Source organism: Stenotrophomonas maltophilia, assembly GCF_025642255.1.
Lineage (GTDB): Bacteria > Pseudomonadota > Gammaproteobacteria > Xanthomonadales > Xanthomonadaceae > Stenotrophomonas > Stenotrophomonas maltophilia_P.
Genome location: NZ_CP106759.1, coordinates 1,487,095 through 1,505,449, shown reverse-complemented (window position 1 = coordinate 1,505,449; position 18,355 = coordinate 1,487,095). Strand labels below are relative to the sequence as shown.

The window sequence follows — 18,355 nt, the reverse complement described above, 5'->3', positions numbered from 1 at the left end:
CCGGGCCATGCCCGGCGGCGCCATCACAGCGGAACTCAGAACTCCAGGTTGTCGATCAGCCGGGTCGTGCCCAGCCGCGCGGCGATCAGCGCCACCCGGCCGCCACCCTCGAATGCCGGCTCGGCCAGCTCGGGCGTGCGCAGCACGGCGTAGTCGACCTGGAAACCAGCCGCCTGCAGCGCGGCGGTGGCATCGGCCTCGATGCGCTCGCGCGGCTGGCCAGCCACATAGCCTTCGCGCATGGCCAGCAGGGTCCGATGAAGGGTCGTCGCGACGGGGCGCTGTTCCGGGCTCAGATACTGGTTGCGCGAACTCTTGGCCAGCCCATCGTCATCACGGACGATCTCCGCACCGACGATCTGGACCGGGAACGACAGCTCGGCCACCATCTGGCGGATCACCGCCAGTTGCTGGTAGTCCTTGCGGCCGAACACAGCCACGTCCGGCTGCACCTGCAGGAACAGGCGGGCGACCACCGTGCAGACGCCATCGAAATGGCCCGGACGGCTGGCACCTTCCAGCACCTCGCTGATGCCGGGCGCGTGCATGCGCGTGGTCTTGTCCACGCCCAGCGGATACATCGCCTCGACGCTCGGCAGCCACACCGCATCGCAGCCGACCTGCTCCAGCCCCGCGACATCGGCCTCGGGCGTGCGCGGATACCGGCTGAAATCCTCGTTGGGCCCGAACTGGGTCGGATTGACGAAGATGCTGGCCACCACCCTGTCGGCGTACTGGCGGGCCAGGCTCACCAGCGCGTGATGGCCACCGTGCAGGTTGCCCATGGTCGGCACCAGCGCGACGCGCAAGCCTTCGCGCTTCCACTGGGCGATCTGCCCGCGCAACGCGCCGAGCTCATTGAAGGTCTGGATCATTGGGCGTAAGCGTGCTGTTCGTCGGGGAAGCTGCCGTCACGCACGGCGTCGGCGTAGGCGCGGGTGGCTCCAGCCACCGAGCCCCCTTCGGCAAGGAAATCCTTGACGAATTTCGGTCGGCGATGGCCGCTGTCCAGGCCCAGGAAGTCATGCAGGACCAGCACCTGGCCATCGCACTGCGGACCGGCACCGATGCCGATGGTGGGCACCGGCACTGCAGCGGTGACCTCGGCCGCGACCGGGGTCGGCACGCATTCCAGCACGATGATGCTGGCGCCCGCGTCGGCCACGGCCCTGGCGTCCTCCACCAGCTGCCGGGCCGCATCGCCACGGCCCTGGATCTTGAACCCGCCCAGGCGCAGCACCGACTGCGGGGTCAGGCCCAGATGCGAGCAGACCGGAATCTCGCGTTCGACCAGGTAACGGACGATATCGACCTTGAAGCCGGCCCCCTCGATCTTGACCATCTCCGCGCCTGCCTGCAGCAGCTGCAGCGACGCATCGAGGGCGCGTTCCGGGGTTGCATCGGCACCGAACGGCAGATCGGCAACCAGCAGCGCGCGCTGCAGCACGCGGGCCACGGCGCGGGTGTGATAGACCATGTCGGCCACGGTAACCGGCAGGGTGGAATCGTGCCCCTGCACGACCATGCCCAGCGAATCACCGATCAGGATCAGGTCGACGCCGTTGGCGTCGAAGGTGCGGGCGAAGCCAGCGTCGTAGGCGGTCAACATGACCAGCTTCTGGCCATTCCGCTTGGCCTCGGCCAAGGCGGGAACGGTCCAGGGCTTGCTGTCTGCGTGGGTGCTCATGTGCTGATAACCGGGGGAGATAACCCGGGCATTATCACCCTATCGGCGCAATCCCGCAGGCATCCACCCGCATCACTGCATCCCGCACGCGACCATGGCCGGGAATGGCCAGATCCGGCGCGATCTCGGCCAGCGGCACCAACACGAAGGCACGCTCGTGCAGGTAGGGATGCGGCACCTGCAGACCCGGTTCATCCAGTACCTGCGCGCCATACAGCAGCAGGTCCAGATCCAGTGCCCGCGGTCCCCAGTGCACGGCTGGATCGCGCACGCGACCGAAATGCCGCTCCAGCTCCAGCATCGCCCGCAGCAATCCGGAGGCCGGCAGGCGCGTTTCCACCGACGCCACCGCGTTGACGAACGGCGGCTGATCCTCGTTGCCCCAGGCCGGCGTGGCATACAGGCGCGACGCCTGGCAGCGCCGCGTGTCAGGAAGCGCATCCAGTGCGGCAATCGCCGCACGGACGGTCGCGGCCGCGTCGCCAAGATTGGCGCCCAGGCCGATCCAGGCCAGCGTCATGGCTTACTCGCCAGCGCTGCCGGTCGTGGCACCGGAGCGCCGACGGCGGCGCCGGCGCTTGCGCGGTGCGCCCTCATCCTCGTCGCCTGGTTCGGCATGCATCGCATCCAGCGCCGATTCCAGCTCGCGGCCCGGTTGCACCTGCGCCTCACGCCAGAACGCCACATCTGCCTCGTGTTCGGCCGACGCGACCTGGCGCAGCGTCAGGAAATCGAACGCCGCACGGAAGCGCGGGTGGGTGAGCGTGCGGAACACGCGCTTGCGCTGGCGCGAGCCGAAACGCGACTGCAACAGCCAGATCTCCTGCATCGGCAGCGAGAAACGGCGCGGCAGCGCGATGGTGCTCAGCTGCTGCACCGTCACGCGGTCGGCAGCACGACGCTGCGCTTCTTCCGGCGCCACGCCCTGCTTGAGCAGGGTGGCCTGCGCCCGGCAGAACGCCGGCCACAGCAGCAGCGCGAACAGGAACGCGGGCGAGACAGGCTCATCGTTGGCCACGCGTGCATCGGTATTGGCCAGGCCCTCGACCAGCATGCGGCGCAGTGCACCGGTGCGGTTCGCCTTCAGCGCCCTGCCACTTTCAGGGAACAGGACGTCGAGCAGGCCGTAGCGCTCCAGGCCTTCGAAACTGGCAACACCGTGGCCGGACAGGAACAGCTTCAGCACTTCCTCGAACAGCCGCGCGGGCGCGGCTTCGTTCAGCAGGCCTGCCAGGTGCGGGATCGGCGCGGCGGTGCCCTCTTCGATCTGGAAGCCGAGCTTGGCCGCCAGGCGCACCGCGCGCAGCATGCGCACCGGGTCCTCGCGATAGCGCTGCTCGGGGTCGCCGATCAGCTTCATCAGGCGCGCCTGGACGTCTTCGAAACCGCCGACGTAGTCGCGCACCGAGAAATCCTCGATCGCGTAGTACAGGGCATTGCAGGTGAAGTCGCGGCGCACCGCGTCGTCTTCGATGCTGCCGTACACGTTGTCGCGCACGAGCATGCCGTTTTCCATTTCGCGGTCGCCGCTGCCGTCATCGACGTTGGCGCGGAAGGTGGCGACTTCGATGATCTCGCGGCCGAACACCACATGGGCGAGGCGGAATCGGCGGCCGATCAGGCGGCAGTTGCGGAACAGCTGTTTGACCTGTTCGGGCGTGGCATCGGTGGCCACGTCGAAATCCTTGGGTTGGCCATTGACCAGCAGGTCGCGCACCGCGCCGCCGACAAGGTAGGCGCCGAAGCCGGCATCGCGCAGGCGATAAAGCACGCGCAGGGCGTTCGGGCTGATGTCCTTGCGGGAAATGGTGTGCTGGTCGCGCGGGATGACGCGCAGGCTGAACGGTGATGGAGCAGGAGAAATGATGTTGGCGCTTCCGGTTGAAGTTTCGGGATTGCCCAATGGCATCGAGGTGCATATACTAGCGCTCCTGCCTCGGCAGCGACACATATACGCTCCCTTCGTCTAGTGGTTAGGACGTGGCCCTCTCAAGGCTAAAACAGGGGTTCGAGTCCCCTAGGGAGCGCCAGTCGCCACAGCAGGAACCGAAAAAGCCCGCCTCGTGCGGGCTTTTCTGTTTCCCGGGGTTTGCCTGTTGCGTCGAGCGGGTCGCCTCGGGGCGAGCCGCCCCTGCCTGTCCTGGAGCGGCTGGCCTGCCGCCGCCACGGAACAGGAAGGCGCTGGAAACCAGGGCGGCGCCATCAGCCTTCCATCTGCTCCAGCTCCTTGCCCTTGGTCTCGCGGACGTAGCGGACGACGAAGAAGATCGAGAGGATCGCTGCAACCGTGTAGATGCCATAGGCACCGGCCAGGCCGATACCTGCCAGCAGCAGCGGGAAGGTCACGGTGATGGCGAAGTTCGACGTCCACTGCGCCGCACCGGCCACCGCGAGCGCCGGGCCGCGGATCTGGTTCGGGAACATCTCGCCCAGCATGACCCACATCACCGGGCCCCAGGACATGTTGAAGAACACCACATAGACGTTGGCCGCCACCAGCGCCAGCCGGCCCATGCCATCGGACAGCTGCAGGCGCCCTTCGACCAGGCTGCCGCTGGCGAATGCCACCACCATCAGCACCAGGGCAACCGACATGCCGACCGAACCGACCCACAACAGCGGCTTGCGCCCGATCCGATCGATCAGCATCACCGTCAACAGGCAGGCGCCGATGCTCAGCGCACCGGAAAGAACGTTGATCAGCAGCGCATCGCTTTCCGAGAAGCCGACGGCCTGCCACAGGACCGCGCCGTAGTAGAACACCACGTTGATGCCGACCAGCTGCTGGAACATCGCCAGGCCGATGCCCACCCAGATGATCGGGCGAAGCCTGCCGGTGCCCTTGTCCAGCAGGTCGCCGAAGCGCGGCTTGTGCTGGTCCTGGTCCAGGCTGGCCTCGATCTCCGCCTGTTTGGCGGCCGCCGCGGCGTCGCCGTACAGCCGCGACAGAACCGCCCTGGCCTGCGCCTGGCGCCCCTTCACCACCAGGAAGCGCGGGCTTTCCGGAATCACCAGCAGCAGCAACAGGAACAGCGCCGACGGCAGCGCCTGCATCCAGAACATCCAGCGCCAGGCCTCCTGCCCGAACCACAGGGGCTCGGTGGAGGTGCCTGCCGCACGGGCCAGCAGGTAGTTGCTGAGGAAAGCGGCGAACAGGCCGCAGATGATCGCCATCTGCTGCACCGTCGCCAGGCGGCCCCGGTAGCGTGCGGAAGCGACCTCGGCGATGTAGGCCGGCGACATCACGCTGGCCGCACCGACGGCGAAGCCGCCCAGCACGCGAGCGGTCACGAACAGCCAGGAGGCGTGCGCGGCGCCCGCACCCAGCGCCGACAGCAGGAACAGCACCGCCGCCACGATCAGCACGCCGCGTCGGCCCAGGCGGTCGCCCAGCCAGCCGGCGAGAAACGCGCCGATCGCGCAGCCCAGCAGCATCGAGGCAACCTCGAAGCCCAGGGCCGCCTCGCTGGAGTTGAAGGCCTGCCGCAGGCCATCAACCGTGCCGTTGATTACGCCACTGTCGAATCCGAACAGGAAGCCTCCCAAGGTGGCCACGCAGCTGATCAGGACGATGAACGCGGTGTTCTCTCCACCATCGGCGGCGGCAGGCTGAGCTGGGGACATGGGCATTCCAGGAGGGAGGACAGTCCGGCTGCCACGGCAGCCAGCAGCGCGCAGCCTCGCACAGGCGCCGCCCCATCGCCAATGGGCCGTGCCCTCGAGCCCGGCAGATCCCCCTTTTCAGGCCCGCGCCGACACCGGGGGGCAACCTGTTCTAGAATTGGCGGGTTCAGGAATCGATCCACCCCCAAGCCCATGCCCTTTGTCGTCACCGAAAACTGCATCAAGTGCAAGCACACCGATTGCGTGGAAGTGTGCCCCGTGGACTGCTTCCACGAAGGCCCGAACTTCCTGGTGATCGACCCGGATGAGTGCATCGACTGCACCCTCTGCGAGCCGGAGTGCCCGGTCAACGCGATCTTCCCCGAGGACGATGTCCCCGCCGGACAGGAGGGCTTCGTCGCCCTCAATGCCGAACTGGCCAAGGCCTGGCCGGTACTGACCGTGCGCAAGGACCCGCCGGCGGACGCCGGTGAGTGGGATGGCAAACCGGACAAACTGAAGCTGCTCGAGCGCTGAGGCGCCAGCACCCGCCGCCATGAAAAAGGGCGCCATGGGCGCCCTTTTCCTGTTCCGGCAATGCCAGGCCCTGCCCGGCCGAACCCGGGCGCGTGGCCCGGTCCGCAGCTGCCGGCGGTTCCTTACTTCGCCAGCGCGGCCTTCAGTGCGGCAATCAGCTTCACCGGGGCCTCGGCGGTCGCCGGCAGGCCACGCGGATCGACCGCAGAGACATAAGCGCCGGCATCGACGGCCACCACGCGCACCAGGAAGTTGCTGCCTTCATAGGCCACGTCGTAGGAGCCCAGCAGCTGGGCACGGCTGGCGATGGTCACGCCCTGCACGCCTTCCAGCGCGGTGCCGACCTTGGCGAACGCCTCGTCCTTGCTGCCCGGAATGGTGAAACCGGTATTGCCCACGGCCGGGGCAGCCGGAGCGGCCACAGCAGCCGGGGCGGTGGTCGAGGCCAGCCTCGGCACCTGGTTCTCGCCCGACGCGGACGGCAGGTTCAGGTCCGGCGGCACTTCCAGCGGACGCATCTCCGGGGCCAGGGCGTAGTCGCCCTTGGCACCGCGCTTGAAGCAGCCGGTGGTGGTCACGACCGTGGTGAGGGCGATGAGCGCGAAGGACAGCACGCGGACGGCGGAAACGGATTGACGCATGTGGATCTCCTGGATCAGACCAAGACGGAAGGTCAGTGGCTGGAAAGGGCTTCAAGCGCGGCGATGTCGCCGGCCAGATGATCGGCTGCCGGATGATGCGCTGCCGACAGTGGCAGCAGCGGCAGGCGCAGGTCGTGGCCGATGCCGATGCGGCGCAGCAGCGCCTTGACCGGAATCGGGTTGGATTCGATACCGCAGAAATCGTGGTACGGCTGCAGGCGCGCGTCCCAGGATGCGGTGGCGTCATGGTCGTGGGCGGCAGCCAGCTCGCACATCCGGCGGTACGCACCAGGCAGCGCGTTGGAGCCGACCGAGATCAGCCCGTCGATACCGGCCTGGATCGAGCGCGCAGCCGTGCCGTCGTCGCCACTGAGCACGGCGAACCTGGAACTGCGCAGCGCCAGCAGGGCCTTCACGCGCCCGATGTCGCCGACGGCCTCCTTGATGCCGACAATGTTCGGATGATCCGCCAGCTCGGCCACGGTCTCCGGCAGCATGTCGCATCCGGTGCGCCCGGGTACGTTGTACAGCACCACGGGCAACCCGCCGTGGTCGGCCACGGCCCGGTAGTGCGCGATCAGCCCGGCCTGCGTCGGACGCACGTAAGGCGGTGTCACCACCAGAGCGTGACTGGCACCCTGCGCGGCAGCGCGACGGGTCTGTTCGATGGTCTTGGCGGTGCCGGACAGGCCGGTACCGGCCAGGACCGGGATGCGTCCGCCGATGCGTTCGACCGCACTGGCCAGCAGCTGGTCGTACTCGGCATCGGACAGCGTCGCCGCTTCGCCGGTCGAGCCGGCGACGACAACGCCATGGACGCCACCTTCCAGTTGCAGATGCAGCAGGCGCTGCCAACCGTCGGGATCGAGGGCACCGTCGGCCCGGAACGGGGTCGCCAGCGCGGTGATGAGGCCGGAAAGGGACAAGGACGTGCTGCTCTTGGCTGGGAAGGGAAAACGCCCGCCACGAAAGGGCGGGGGCGACTTGAATGTTACTTGCGGCGCGAAAGCACGGGCAAGTATGCTGCACTCCGGTGGATCCCCGCCTCTGGCGGGCATTCAGACTCACGCATGCATTACCCGGAATCGCCTTGACCGACACCACCCCGCGCCCCGCGCCGAGCGAAAACCACCTCCTGATCAACGCCTATACGACGCATCCGGAGTCCCCACTGCTGTCCGTCACCCGACGCATTGCCGACAGCGGCTGCAATCTGGTGGACGCGCGCCTGGCCACGGTTGGCCGCGACGTATCGGTCACCGCGCTGGCCACCGGGTCGTGGGACTCGGTCGCCAAGCTGGAAGCGATGCTGACCCGGCTCGAGCGCGAGGAAGGCCTGAAACTGGTCTGGTACCGCACCGAGGCCAAGCAGGCGCAGTCCAATCTGCTGCCGTACATCGTTGAAGTGATCGCCGCTGACAAGCCGGGCATCCTGTTCCAGCTGGCCGACTTCTTCGACCGCCAGGGCATCACCATCGAGACCCTGCAGAGCACGCGCTATCGCGCCATGCAGACCGGTGCGGAAATGTTCAGCGCGCAGGTCACCATCGGCGTGCCGGCCAACATGCACATCGCCGCCCTGCGCGATGATTTCCTCGAATTCTGCGACCACCTGAACCTGGACGCGATCATGGATCCGATGAAGTTCTGATTTTTCGCGCGTTCGTCACGGGCGCGCGGCGTTTCATGCAACTGTCGTAGAAATACCCCAGGCTCCGGAACCAAGGACCTCATGAACAACGGCGATACCCTGGACCGCACCACCCTCTCGCTCCCGCTGGCCCTGTCAGGCGGCGAACACACCACCTTCGGCGACCTCGCGGGCCAATGGCTGGTGCTGTACTTCTACCCCAAGGACAGCACCCCGGGGTGCACCACCGAAGGCATCGACTTCAACGCGCTGCTGCCGGAGTTCCGCAAGGCCGGCGCCACCGTACTCGGCGTCTCCCGTGACTCGGTGAAATCACACGACAACTTCTGTGCCAAACAGGGCTTCGCGTTCCCGCTGGTCAGCGATGGCGACGAAGCGCTGTGCAACGCCTTCGATGTGATCCGGATGAAGAACATGTACGGCAAGCAGGTACGTGGCATCGAGCGCAGCACCTTCCTGATTTCTCCCGACAGCCGCATCGCGCAGTCCTGGCGCAAGGTCAAGGTCGCCGGCCATGCCGACGCCGTGCTTGCCGAACTGAAGGCCGCCCAATCCAAGTGATTCCCATCGCCCACTTTGTCCGCCATCACCCTGCCCCGCAGGTCGTGGTGGTTTTTCCCTGTCCGTAACCAGGAATCGACGATGACCCGAGGCAAGCGCATCTACGTGCTGGATACCAACGTGCTGATGCACGATCCGACCGCGCTGTTCAAATTCGAGGAGCATGACGTCTACCTGCCGATGCAGGTGATCGAGGAGCTGGACAACGGCAAGAAGGGCACGTCCGAGGCAAGCCGCAACGCCCGCCAGGTCAGCCGCTTCCTCAACGAGCTGGTGCAGGCCTCCGGCCTGGACAATCTGGCCGACGGCATTCCGCTGCAGCGGCCACAGGGCCTGCAGCTGCGTGGCAAGCACAGCGCCGGCAAGCTGCGTTTCCAGACCAGTCATTTCGACGCCGGCAAGAGCTTCGGCAAGGTCATCCCGGACAATGCCATCCTCGGTGCCATCCTGGCGCTGAAGGAGCAGACCCCGGAGATCCCGGTGGTGTTCGTCTCCAAGGACATCAACCTGCGGATCAAGGCGGCCATCGCCGGCATCGTTTCGGAAGATTACGAAAACGACCGCGCACTGGACGATTTCAGCCTGCTCTACACCGGCGCCACCGAGCTGCCGGAGGATTTCTGGAAGCTCCATGGCGACGACCTGCGCAGCTGGAGCGACAAGGGCCGCACCCATTACGAGATCCTGGCCAGGGACGACGAGGAATGGTACCCGAACCAGTACGTCTACCTGCCGGGCGAGGACGAGGTGGAGCTTCGCGTCAGCCGCGTGGTCGGCGATGGCAAGGTGGTGCTGTCGCTGGTTGATGATTTCCGCCACGGCAGCCACGCCGTGTGGGGCATCAGCGCGCGCAACCGCGAGCAGAACTTCGCGCTCAATGCACTGATGGATCCGGAGATCGACTTCGTCACCCTGCTCGGCACCGCCGGCACCGGCAAGACCCTGCTGGCACTGGCCGCGGGGCTGGCGCAGACGATGGACCAGCAGCGCTACCGCGAGATCATCATGACCCGGGCCACCGTCAGCGTCGGCGAGGACATCGGCTTCCTGCCGGGCACCGAGGAAGAGAAGATGACACCGTGGATGGGCGCGCTGACCGACAACCTGGAAGTGCTCACGCACAACCAGGAAGGCGGAACCTGGGGACGCCAGGCAACCAACGATCTGCTGGCCAGCCGCATCAAGATCCGCTCGATGAACTTCATGCGCGGCCGCACCTTCCTGTCGCGCTATCTGATCCTGGACGAGGCGCAGAACCTCACCCCTAAGCAGATGAAGACGCTGATCACCCGTGCCGGTCCCGGCACCAAGATCGTCTGCCTGGGCAACGTCGAGCAGATCGACACCCCGTACCTGACCGAGACGACATCCGGCCTGACTTACGCGGTGGACCGCTTCAAGAACTGGCCGCACAGTGCGCACATCACCCTGCGCCGTGGCGAACGCTCGCGGCTGGCCGATTACGCTTCGGAGGTGCTGTGAACCGTTCTGCCCGCCTGCTGCTGCCGACGGCTGCGATCACCCTCGCAGCCGTCCTTGGTGCCTGCACCACCACCCGCGGGCCGGCCAGCGTGCCGACCGCCGAACGCACCGGCCAGTCGTGGGTGGTCACCCGGCCGATCGTCGCCGCGCAGGTGCTCGACACCTGCTCGCGGCACAGCCCGGGCCGGGATGCCGGCCGCGTCACCGGCTACTGGGCCCCCAGCCGGCAACAGGTGGACCAGCTGGAAGCCGCACTGCCTTCGCTGCAGGCACAGGTGCCCGACGTACTGGACTTCGACCGCCAGTACGTCGGCATCGAAAGCGCCGGCAAGCGCCTGATCTACATCAATGCGTTCCGCCTGCCTGACGACAGCGGCATCAAGCCGGCGCGCGAGGCCATCCGCGTCTGCGATGGTGGCAAGCAGTTCTGGGGCGCGGTGTTCGACCCGGCCACCGGTGCGTTCAGCGAGCTGCAGTTCAACGGCGGTCTCGGCGGTCCCTGAGGGTCGCGCCGATGGGCATACGCCTTCCCACCTGGGTCTGGATCGGTGCCGTAGCGCTGTCGTGCGTGGCCGGCATGGTCAACGTGGTCGGCTTTCTGGGCTTCGAGCATCAGGCCGTCAGCCACATGACCGGTAGTACCAGCCAGCTCGGCATGGCACTGGCGCAGGGCGACTGGCGCGCGGTCGGGCACCTGTGGGGCCTGCTGATCGCTTTTTCGCTGGGTGCGATGCTCAGCGGGCTGCTGATCCAGGACAGCGCACTGCAGCTCGGCCGGCGCTATGGCGTCGCTCTGGCACTGGAATCGGCGCTGTTGCTGGCCGCCATTCCCTTGTTCAAGCAGCAGCAGATCTGGGGCGCGTTGTCGGCAGCGATGGCCTGCGGGTTGCAGAACGCGATGGCCACCACCTTCAGCGGCGCGGTGATACGGACCACCCACCTCAGCGGCATGTTCACCGATCTTGGCATCGGCCTGGGCCATCTGTTGCGCGGGCTGCCGCTGCAGGTGCGGCGGCTGACGCTCAGTGGCCTGATCATCAGCGGCTTCCTGGCCGGTGGTGTGATGGGTGCGTGGCTGTTCCTTCGCTGGCAGTACGATGCCCTGCTTGCCCCCGCGCTGCTGACCGGCGCGACCGGGCTGGTCTATGTGCTGTACCAGCAATGGGTACGCTGGCGGTACTGAGCGTCGCCGCACGCACGCGCAGCGTGAGGCGTCCGCCCCTGCGGGCAGCCGGCACTACCCCCATACCGGTGACCACGGCACAATCGCCGCATGAGCCCGACCACTCCCGTTTCCGCCCTCACCATCGCCGGCTCCGACTCCGGCGGAGGCGCCGGCATCCAGGCCGACCTGAAGGCCTTCGCCGCACACCGCGTGCATGGCCTCTCCGCGATCGCCGCATTGACCGCGCAGAACACCCGCGGTGTCACCGCCGTGCACGTGCCGCCAATCGAATTCCTGCGCGCGCAGCTCGACGCGTGCTTCGATGATTTCGACATCCACGCGGTGAAGCTGGGCATGCTGGCCAATGCCGAGGTGATCCACGCCGTGGCCGATGTACTGCAGCGTCACCGCCCCGCACATGTGGTGCTGGATCCGGTGATGGTCGCCACCAGTGGCGCGCGCCTGCTGGAAGACAGCGCCCTGCAGGCAATGCGCGAGCGTCTGCTCCCGCTGGCCACGCTGGTCACTCCCAACACACCGGAGGCAGAACTGCTGGTGGGCCGCACCATCGGCGATGGAGACGACGCCGAGCGGGCCGCGTCGGCACTGCTGGATCTCGGGGCCGGCGCGGTGCTGCTCAAGGGCGGCCACCTGCACGAGGGCAACCGGGTGATCGATCGCTACTTCGATGGCGTCAGCAGCGAGGAATTCAGTCACGCGCGCCTGCCGCTGGATGCGCACGGCACCGGCTGCACACTGGCCTCGGCCATCGCCGCGCAACTGTGCAATGGCCTGAGCCTGGCCAACGCCTGCGAAGCATCGATCGACTACGTGGCACGCGGGCTGCAACTGGGCTACATGCCGGGGCGCAGCGATGTGCGCGTGCTGGATCATTTCGGCGCAGCGCCCCACGCATGAGCCTGCCATCACGGACACTGGCCGTGGAATGCGGCGACGGCCATCGCTTCGAGGTGATGGCCTGCGTACCCGAGCAGCCGCTGGCGCGGCTGCTATGGCTCCCCGCACTGGGCGTGGCCGCGCGCCACTACCTGCCACTGGCACAGGCCCTGGCTGCGAAAGGCATCGCGGTCTACCTGCACGAGTGGCGTGGCAACGGCAGCAGTTCACTGCGCCCTTCGCGCACGCAGGACTGGGGTTATCGTGAAGTGCTCGAGCAGGACCTGCCTGCCAGCCAGGCTTTGCTCGCCAACGCCGATGCCGGCGAAGGCGTGCTGCCCTGGATCGTCGGTGGGCACAGCCTGGGTGGGCAGCTGGCCTGCGTGCATGCAGGACGGCAGCCGCAGCACTTCGAGCACCTGTGGCTGGCCGCCAGTGGCACGCCGTTCTGGCGTACGTTTCCGCCTCCGCGCGGATGGCTTCTGCCGCTGGTGTACCGCTTCCTGCCCTGGATCGCCCGCCGCCAGGGCGTGCTGCACGGCCGGCGCCTGGGCTTTGGGGGCACCGAAGCACGCGGCCTGATTGCCGACTGGTCGCGGGTGGGCCTGAGCAACCATTACGCAGCCGCGGGCATGACCGAGGATCTCGATGCGCAGATGGCACGCGTGCATGGCAGCGCGCAGGCCGTGGTGATGGAACACGACTGGCTGGCACCGACCGGTTCGATGCAGGCGTTGCTGGACAAACTGCCGAATGTGGCATCACACCTGCATGTGCTGTCCGACGGGGAACTGGGCACGCGTGCCGACCACTTCGCGTGGATGAAGGCGCCACAGGCGGTCGCCCACCAATTTTTCATTCAGCTGGATGAAAATCTTCACAAAAACGGTTGACGGTACGCGCCGACATCCGCATAATTCCGCTCCTGTCGCAGGGCGCCCGTAGCTCAGTTGGATAGAGTACCTGGCTACGAACCAGGCGGTCGGGAGTTCGAATCTCTCCGGGCGCACCACTCGACAGGTTTCCGGCATCCGCCGCTGGAAATGAAGTAAAATTTGATTGTGTACCGCGCGCCCGTAGCTCAGTTGGATAGAGTACCTGGCTACGAACCAGGCGGTCGGGAGTTCGAATCTCTCCGGGCGCACCATACACGATCAACACAACAGGTTTATGTAATTGGCGCCCGTAGCTCAGTTGGATAGAGTACCTGGCTACGAACCAGGCGGTCGGGAGTTCGAATCTCTCCGGGCGCACCATTACACCGAAACAGCAGGCCTCGGCCTGCTGTTTTTTTATGTGTGTTCTTCGGCAGGGCTGCGCCCTGCACCCGCCGAAGCCAAAGCCGGAGCAACAGCAACAGCGCGCATTCCGTGGGATGGTGGGGTGGGTCCGGTTGCGGGAGTGTCCGCGGCATGGATGCCGCGGCCAAGCCCCCAGGGACGGGTTTACGGCGTCTCCCGCAACCGGACCCACCCCGTCCTGCCCCGGCAAGCCCGCTTCAGCTGTTGCTGTTGCCGTGTTCCCGCCCGTCGCGGGTGCAGGGCGCAGCCCTGTCGCACACCTACCCCCCGGCCATTGCCCGCCACCACTGCGACAGCAGCTCCGGCCTACGCAGGCGCTCGCGCCACCAGCGCAATGCCGCGCCATCCTCACCGGTCCGCCAGGCCAACCAGAAGGTCTCCTCCGGCTTGTGTTCCTCGACCTCACGGATAACCAGTTCGCCTCGTGCCACGGCCGCGCGCGCGCACGGCTCGGGCAGAAAGCCGAAGCCCACGCCCTCGCATTGCAGTTTCAGCTTGCTGGCCATGTCGGGCACTGTCAGCATCTCCTGCCCCATCAGCAGGCCAACCGTACGGGGCAGCAAGCGCCGCGCCGAATCGGACACCGCGATCGCACAGTGCTCGACCAGCTGCTCACGTCCCAGCACGCCCGGCACTGCCGCCAAGGGATGATCCGGGGCAACCGCGAACACGAACTCGACCGTACCCAACGGCTCGACCACGTAGCCACCACCGCTCGGCCCCTCGCCCGGCGCGCCCACCAGCAGATCGGCACGCCGGTCCAGCAGCGCCTCCCAGGTGCCGGACAGCGCCTCGCCGATCAAGCGCAGGCGGGTCGGCGCCTCAGCGCCGCGAAATGCGGCGATGTCCGGGCCCAGCAGCCAGGTGGGAAACACCGAATCCACTGCCAGGGTCAGTTCGGTTTCCCAGCCGGAGGCCACCCGGCGCACCCGCAGTTCCAGTTCGCGGGCCGCACGGAGCAGATGCCGGCCCTCATCCAGCAGCGCGCGACCGGCCTCGGTCGGCTCCGCACGCGGGCCCACCCGGTCGAACAGCTGCACGCCAAGATCCTCTTCCAGCTTGGCCACGGTGTAGGAAATGGTGGACGGCACCTTGTGCAGGGCCTTGCCGGCGCCCGCAAACGAACCGCGGCGATCGATGGCGTCCAGGATCTGCAGGGCTTCGAGGCTGAGCTTGAGCATTCGAATTTTTCGATGATGGCTTTCAAAACTATCCGTTTTTCAAAGCACCGGCGCAAGCGGATACTTCTCTCCAACAGGGAAACACGGCGATCAATGCCCTGCCCCGCCCCATCGAAAACATCGAACAAGGAGATATCCCATGCTGCAGATCCGCAAGAGTGCTACCCGTGGCCTGGCCGAACATGGCTGGCTGTCCTCGCGCCACACCTTCTCGTTCGCCAACTACTACGATCCGCGCTATGTCAGCTTCGGTCCGCTGCGGGTGATCAACGAGGACAAGGTGATCGGCGGCCAGGGCTTCGGCACCCACAGCCACAGCAACATGGAGATCGTCTCCTACGTGCTGGGCGGCGCACTGGAACACAAGGACTCGATGGGCACCGGTTCGGTACTGCGCTACGGCGATGTGCAGCGCATGAGCGCCGGCAGCGGCGTCAGCCACAGCGAGTTCAACCACTCGGCCACCGAACCCGTGCATTTCCTGCAGATCTGGATCTTCCCGGACACGGAGAACATCACCCCGTCGTATGAGGAAACCCACTTCACGCCGGACAGCAAGCGCAACCAGCTGCGCCTGATCGCCTCGCCCGACGGTGCAGATGGTTCGCTGCGCATCCACCAGGATGCCCGCATCTTCGCCACCCTGCTCGACGGCAGCCACAAGCTGCACCACGCCCTGGGCAGCGGACGCGGTGCCTATGTGCAGGTCGCCCGTGGCCAGCTGCAGGTCAACGGCATCACCCTGGAAGCCGGTGATGCGCTGCAGATCAGCGACGAAGCGCAGCTGACGCTGGAGAACGGCAACGACGCCGAAGTGCTGGTGTTCGACCTGCCGCTGTGAAGTCACGCCCGCGGTGCCGACCGGTACCGCGGGCGACCTCTGGCCTCAACCGCCGACGGCGGCGCAGGCCTCCAGAATCAACGCAGTCACCTCGGCCGGTTTCGACGCCAGCGAAGCATGGCTCGCATCCAGTTGCAGAAGACGCCGGGGCTGGATCCGATCGGCCATCATCTGCGGGTTCTGAACAGAAGCTCTCGTGGGGTCTGTCCATACGCGGCCACAGATCACCGTCGCGGTGCGGGGCGGGGTTCGATGCCGCCTCGCCCTTGTCGCGCTGCAATCGTATGCATGTCGCCCCCCCTCCGTTGGCACTTGCCGAACCGCCATGAAATCGCTTCCATGTCGGTTCACTGGAGCTTCCTACCGCGCATGACGCCTTCTTCCCCACGTGCCCAGCAGCACGCCACCCGCGCCGCCTTCTTCATTCCCGGTTTCGCCACCGCCGCGTGGGCGCCGATGGTGCCCTTCGCCAAGGCCCAGGCAGGGCTGTCCGACGCCGGTCTGGGCGCCGTGCTGCTGTGCCTCGGGCTGGGCTCACTGCTGGCCATGCCGCTGGCCGGTGCGCTGACCGGTCGCTTCGGCTGCCGTCGGCTGCTGGTGGTCACCTGTGCACTCGTGCTGCTGGCACTGCCGCTGCTGGCGGTGCCGCCTTCGCCCTTCGTGCTCGGTGCGGCCCTGTTCGTGTTCGGCGCGGGCGTGGGTGCGATGGACTGCACGATGAACATGCAGGCAGTGGCCGTCGAACGCGAAGCCGGCCGGGTGATGATGTCCGGCTTCCACGCCTTCTACAGCATCGGTGGCTTTGTCGGCGCCGGCTGCATGACCGGTCTGCTGATCCTGGGCACACCGCTCTGGCTGGCCGCGCTGCTCGCGGCGGCGGCACTGCTGCTGGTAGCTGTGCTGTCGGCACCGCACTGGCGTCCGCAACGGATCCTGCACGAAGGCCCCTTGCTGGCACTGCCACATGGCGTGGTGCTGTTCATCGGCGTGCTGGCATTCGTGGTGTTTCTCGCCGAAGGCTCGATGCTGGACTGGAGCGCCGTGTTCCTGGCCGAGGTACGGCAGGTGCCTCGCGACCAGGCCGGCGCGGGCTTCGCGGTGTTCACTCTGGCGATGACAGCCATGCGCCTGTTCGGCGATGGCATCGTCGAGCGTCTCGGCCGCACCCGCACCCTTGTCATCGGCGGCATCACCGCTGCGGCCGGCTTTGCCGTGGCCACCCTGGTGCCATCGTTGCCGGTTGCCCTTGCGGGCCATGCGCTGGTCGGCCTGGGCTGCGCCAACATCGTGCCGGCACTGTTCTCGATGGCTGGACAGCAGCGCGCGATGCCCGAGAACATCGCCATCACGGCGGTCACCACACTCGGCTATGCCGGCATTCTCGCCGGCCCGGCCGCGATCGGCGCACTGGCCCATGCCAGCAGCCTGGGCTTCGCGTTCCTCTGCGTGGCGGCACTGCTGATCGGTGTCGCGCTGTCGGCGCCGGCACTAGCGCGCCGGCTGTCCTGACGATGCATCAACCGCGTGCCGGCTCCGCTGCCGGCACATCGTGCACCAGCCACTCGGCCTGTGCCGGCAGCTGCGGCGCCGGGCAGGTGGACGGGGGGTGCCGTTCGTCGCGCGCCATCCAGTCGTCGACCACACCGGCCAACAGATCCAGCCGCAGCGGCAGGGTGATATGGTCCTCGCCGCGCATCTCGATGTAGTGCGCCCGCGGGTTGGCCTGCGCGAGTTCGCGCCCCTGGCTCACAGGAATGTGCTGGTCGCCCTGCCCGTGCAGCAGCAGCACGCAGGCGCGCGTGTCGGCCAGCGCGCGAGCCACATCCACATGGTCAAGATCGACATCGATGCGGCGGCTGGCCGCAGCAATCACCTGGTCGATGTCCTGTCCGCCATAACGCCACCGCGCATATGAGGCCACGGCCTGTGCCTTCCACCCTTCCGGCTGCAGCGCCATCAGGTGCGGAATCATCGTGCGGATGGCTACGCCGGCATTGGCGAACGACTCCATCGCGACGACGCCGGCAACCTGGTCACCGAGCTTTTCAGCGGTGAACACCGCCGTCGCCGCGCCATAGGACACGCCGAACAGATACAGGGGCCCGGTGACTTCGCCGCGTGCGCGCAGCTCAGCGATCACATCGACCACGTCGTCCGATTCGTAGGTGCCATAGCCGGAGGGTCCAGCCCCGGACTGACCGTGGTTGCGCAGGTCGAGCGTGACCACGCGATAGCCCGATCCGGCCAGCTGCAATGACCACGGCAGCATCGAATCGCCGTTCATCATCCAGCCGTGCAGGAGCACCACGGTGCCACGCGGCGCCTGTGCCCGGAACGGCTGCGGCACCGACAGGCTGAGTCCGGTGTCCAGCGGCAGGCCATTCTCATGCCGCTGCGGCAGATAGCGATAGCGGGCGCCGTAGTCGCCCGGATCGAACACGCGCCAGAAGATCGGCACGCCATCACGGCCCGGCGCGAAACCATGGCGATTGGGAATCCCGGCAATGGCCGCAGCGATGCGCGGCTGGTCAAGCAGCGTCGACACGCCGCCGGGCGCGACCAGGCGGTCGGCGAGCGAGGTGGATGCGGCATTCATCGAGGAAGAGCATGCAGCCAGCCATAGGCCGGCGCACGCCAGCAACAGCAGCAGCGGGCGCTTCATGGGCGATCAGGGAAGAAATGCGACAGCGTGGCAGCCTAGCGGGCACCGCGCTTGCCATCTATCGCGGCTCGATGACGGCTTGATGACAGCGCAGCATCGATTCAGCTTGGTGCAGGGCGCCTCCCGCGCCGCGGGTGCAATGAAGG

18 protein-coding genes, 4 tRNA genes and 1 pseudogene are annotated in these 18,355 nt (G+C 67.0%); 14 read left to right on the top strand and 9 right to left on the bottom strand.

What is annotated here, in order from left to right; all coding sequences use genetic code 11:
* Window positions 1-35 precede the first annotated feature (35 nt).
* From panC to pcnB, 4 genes are read right to left on the bottom strand one after another with little or no spacing between them, the layout of a single operon-like run.
* Entirely contained in the window at window positions 36-875 is an 840-nt protein-coding gene (gene panC, locus N8888_RS07035; RefSeq protein ID WP_074901264.1) for a pantoate--beta-alanine ligase, read from the bottom strand.
* Window positions 872-1,687 (bottom strand): 3-methyl-2-oxobutanoate hydroxymethyltransferase, encoded by an 816-nt coding sequence (gene panB, locus N8888_RS07030; protein ID WP_053517276.1) that lies wholly within the window; start codon window positions 1,685-1,687, stop codon window positions 872-874. Before panB ends, panC begins: the two co-directional genes overlap by 4 nt.
* A 34-nt stretch (window positions 1,688-1,721) precedes the next feature.
* Complete coding sequence (gene folK, locus N8888_RS07025) at window positions 1,722-2,207, bottom strand: 2-amino-4-hydroxy-6-hydroxymethyldihydropteridine diphosphokinase (protein WP_053517275.1); 486 nt, start codon at window positions 2,205-2,207, stop codon at window positions 1,722-1,724.
* A 3-nt stretch (window positions 2,208-2,210) separates the two neighbouring features.
* Complete coding sequence (pcnB, locus tag N8888_RS07020) at window positions 2,211-3,590, bottom strand: polynucleotide adenylyltransferase PcnB (protein WP_065174944.1); 1,380 nt, start codon at window positions 3,588-3,590, stop codon at window positions 2,211-2,213.
* A gap of 52 nt (window positions 3,591-3,642) precedes the next feature.
* Between pcnB and N8888_RS07015 the strand changes: the two genes are divergently transcribed.
* Window positions 3,643-3,717: transfer RNA gene (locus tag N8888_RS07015), tRNA-Glu, on the top strand.
* 172 nt (window positions 3,718-3,889) lie between these two features.
* Here the strand turns inward: N8888_RS07015 and N8888_RS07010 are convergent.
* Window positions 3,890-5,311, bottom strand: coding sequence for a sugar porter family MFS transporter (locus N8888_RS07010; protein ID WP_128989055.1), 1,422 nt, complete (start codon window positions 5,309-5,311; stop codon window positions 3,890-3,892).
* A 192-nt stretch (window positions 5,312-5,503) separates the two neighbouring features.
* On the opposite strand from N8888_RS07010, the gene fdxA reads away from it, so the two are divergent.
* A complete protein-coding gene (fdxA, locus tag N8888_RS07005; RefSeq protein WP_049411316.1) occupies window positions 5,504-5,827 on the top strand; it encodes a ferredoxin FdxA in 324 nt (107 codons plus the stop codon).
* Between the two features lie 122 nt (window positions 5,828-5,949).
* Here fdxA and N8888_RS07000 read toward each other — a convergent pair whose 3' ends face one another.
* Window positions 5,950-6,468 carry a hypothetical protein gene (locus N8888_RS07000; protein WP_065174942.1) on the bottom strand — a complete coding sequence of 173 codons (519 nt, stop codon included), beginning with the start codon at window positions 6,466-6,468 and terminating at the stop codon, window positions 5,950-5,952.
* A gap of 32 nt (window positions 6,469-6,500) precedes the next feature.
* Window positions 6,501-7,394: a 4-hydroxy-tetrahydrodipicolinate synthase gene (gene dapA, locus N8888_RS06995; protein ID WP_053517270.1), complete on the bottom strand. Its 894-nt coding sequence runs from the start codon at window positions 7,392-7,394 to the stop codon at window positions 6,501-6,503.
* A 164-nt stretch (window positions 7,395-7,558) separates the two neighbouring features.
* On the opposite strand from dapA, the gene N8888_RS06990 reads away from it, so the two are divergent.
* The 10 genes and pseudogenes from N8888_RS06990 to N8888_RS06945 all read left to right on the top strand — a co-directional run bounded on the left by N8888_RS06990 (window position 7,559) and on the right by N8888_RS06945 (window position 13,480).
* On the top strand, window positions 7,559-8,119 hold the full coding sequence (locus N8888_RS06990) for a glycine cleavage system transcriptional repressor (protein WP_025879444.1): 561 nt from the start codon (window positions 7,559-7,561) through the stop codon (window positions 8,117-8,119).
* A gap of 81 nt (window positions 8,120-8,200) precedes the next feature.
* A complete protein-coding gene (locus N8888_RS06985; RefSeq protein WP_263177913.1) occupies window positions 8,201-8,680 on the top strand; it encodes a peroxiredoxin in 480 nt (159 codons plus the stop codon).
* An 81-nt stretch (window positions 8,681-8,761) separates the two neighbouring features.
* The gene (locus N8888_RS06980) at window positions 8,762-10,162 is read left to right on the top strand and encodes a PhoH family protein (protein ID WP_053517267.1); all 1,401 of its coding nucleotides are present in this window, start codon (window positions 8,762-8,764) and stop codon (window positions 10,160-10,162) included.
* Window positions 10,159-10,665 carry a hypothetical protein gene (locus N8888_RS06975; RefSeq protein ID WP_053517266.1) on the top strand — a complete coding sequence of 169 codons (507 nt, stop codon included), beginning with the start codon at window positions 10,159-10,161 and terminating at the stop codon, window positions 10,663-10,665. Before N8888_RS06980 ends, N8888_RS06975 begins: the two co-directional genes overlap by 4 nt.
* 11 nt (window positions 10,666-10,676) lie before the next feature.
* Window positions 10,677-11,345: a YoaK family protein gene (locus N8888_RS06970; protein ID WP_053517265.1), complete on the top strand. Its 669-nt coding sequence runs from the start codon at window positions 10,677-10,679 to the stop codon at window positions 11,343-11,345.
* A 90-nt stretch (window positions 11,346-11,435) separates the two neighbouring features.
* Complete coding sequence (thiD, locus tag N8888_RS06965) at window positions 11,436-12,245, top strand: bifunctional hydroxymethylpyrimidine kinase/phosphomethylpyrimidine kinase (protein ID WP_111185422.1); 810 nt, start codon at window positions 11,436-11,438, stop codon at window positions 12,243-12,245.
* A pseudogene (locus N8888_RS06960) lies at window positions 12,242-13,169 on the top strand (alpha/beta hydrolase family protein). The gene thiD and the pseudogene N8888_RS06960 overlap by 4 nt, the downstream one beginning before the upstream one ends.
* Window positions 13,160-13,236, top strand: a tRNA-Arg gene (locus N8888_RS06955). Before N8888_RS06960 ends, N8888_RS06955 begins: the two are co-directional and overlap by 10 nt.
* Window positions 13,237-13,294: 58 nt before the next feature.
* Window positions 13,295-13,371 (top strand) — tRNA-Arg (locus tag N8888_RS06950).
* Between the two features lie 32 nt (window positions 13,372-13,403).
* Window positions 13,404-13,480, top strand: a tRNA-Arg gene (locus tag N8888_RS06945).
* Window positions 13,481-13,785: 305 nt separating this feature from the next.
* On the opposite strand, the gene N8888_RS06940 is transcribed toward N8888_RS06945, so the two are convergent.
* Window positions 13,786-14,706, bottom strand: coding sequence for a LysR family transcriptional regulator (locus N8888_RS06940; RefSeq protein WP_065181268.1), 921 nt, complete (start codon window positions 14,704-14,706; stop codon window positions 13,786-13,788).
* A 139-nt stretch (window positions 14,707-14,845) separates the two neighbouring features.
* On the opposite strand from N8888_RS06940, the gene N8888_RS06935 reads away from it, so the two are divergent.
* Entirely contained in the window at window positions 14,846-15,547 is a 702-nt protein-coding gene (locus N8888_RS06935) for a pirin family protein (protein WP_053520377.1), read from the top strand.
* Between the two features lie 369 nt (window positions 15,548-15,916).
* Window positions 15,917-17,056: an MFS transporter gene (locus tag N8888_RS06930; RefSeq protein ID WP_065181266.1), complete on the top strand. Its 1,140-nt coding sequence runs from the start codon at window positions 15,917-15,919 to the stop codon at window positions 17,054-17,056.
* Between the two features lie 7 nt (window positions 17,057-17,063).
* Here the strand turns inward: N8888_RS06930 and N8888_RS06925 are convergent, their stop codons facing one another.
* Window positions 17,064-18,209, bottom strand: coding sequence for an alpha/beta fold hydrolase (locus tag N8888_RS06925; protein WP_180876655.1), 1,146 nt, complete (start codon window positions 18,207-18,209; stop codon window positions 17,064-17,066).
* Window positions 18,210-18,355 lie beyond the last annotated feature (146 nt).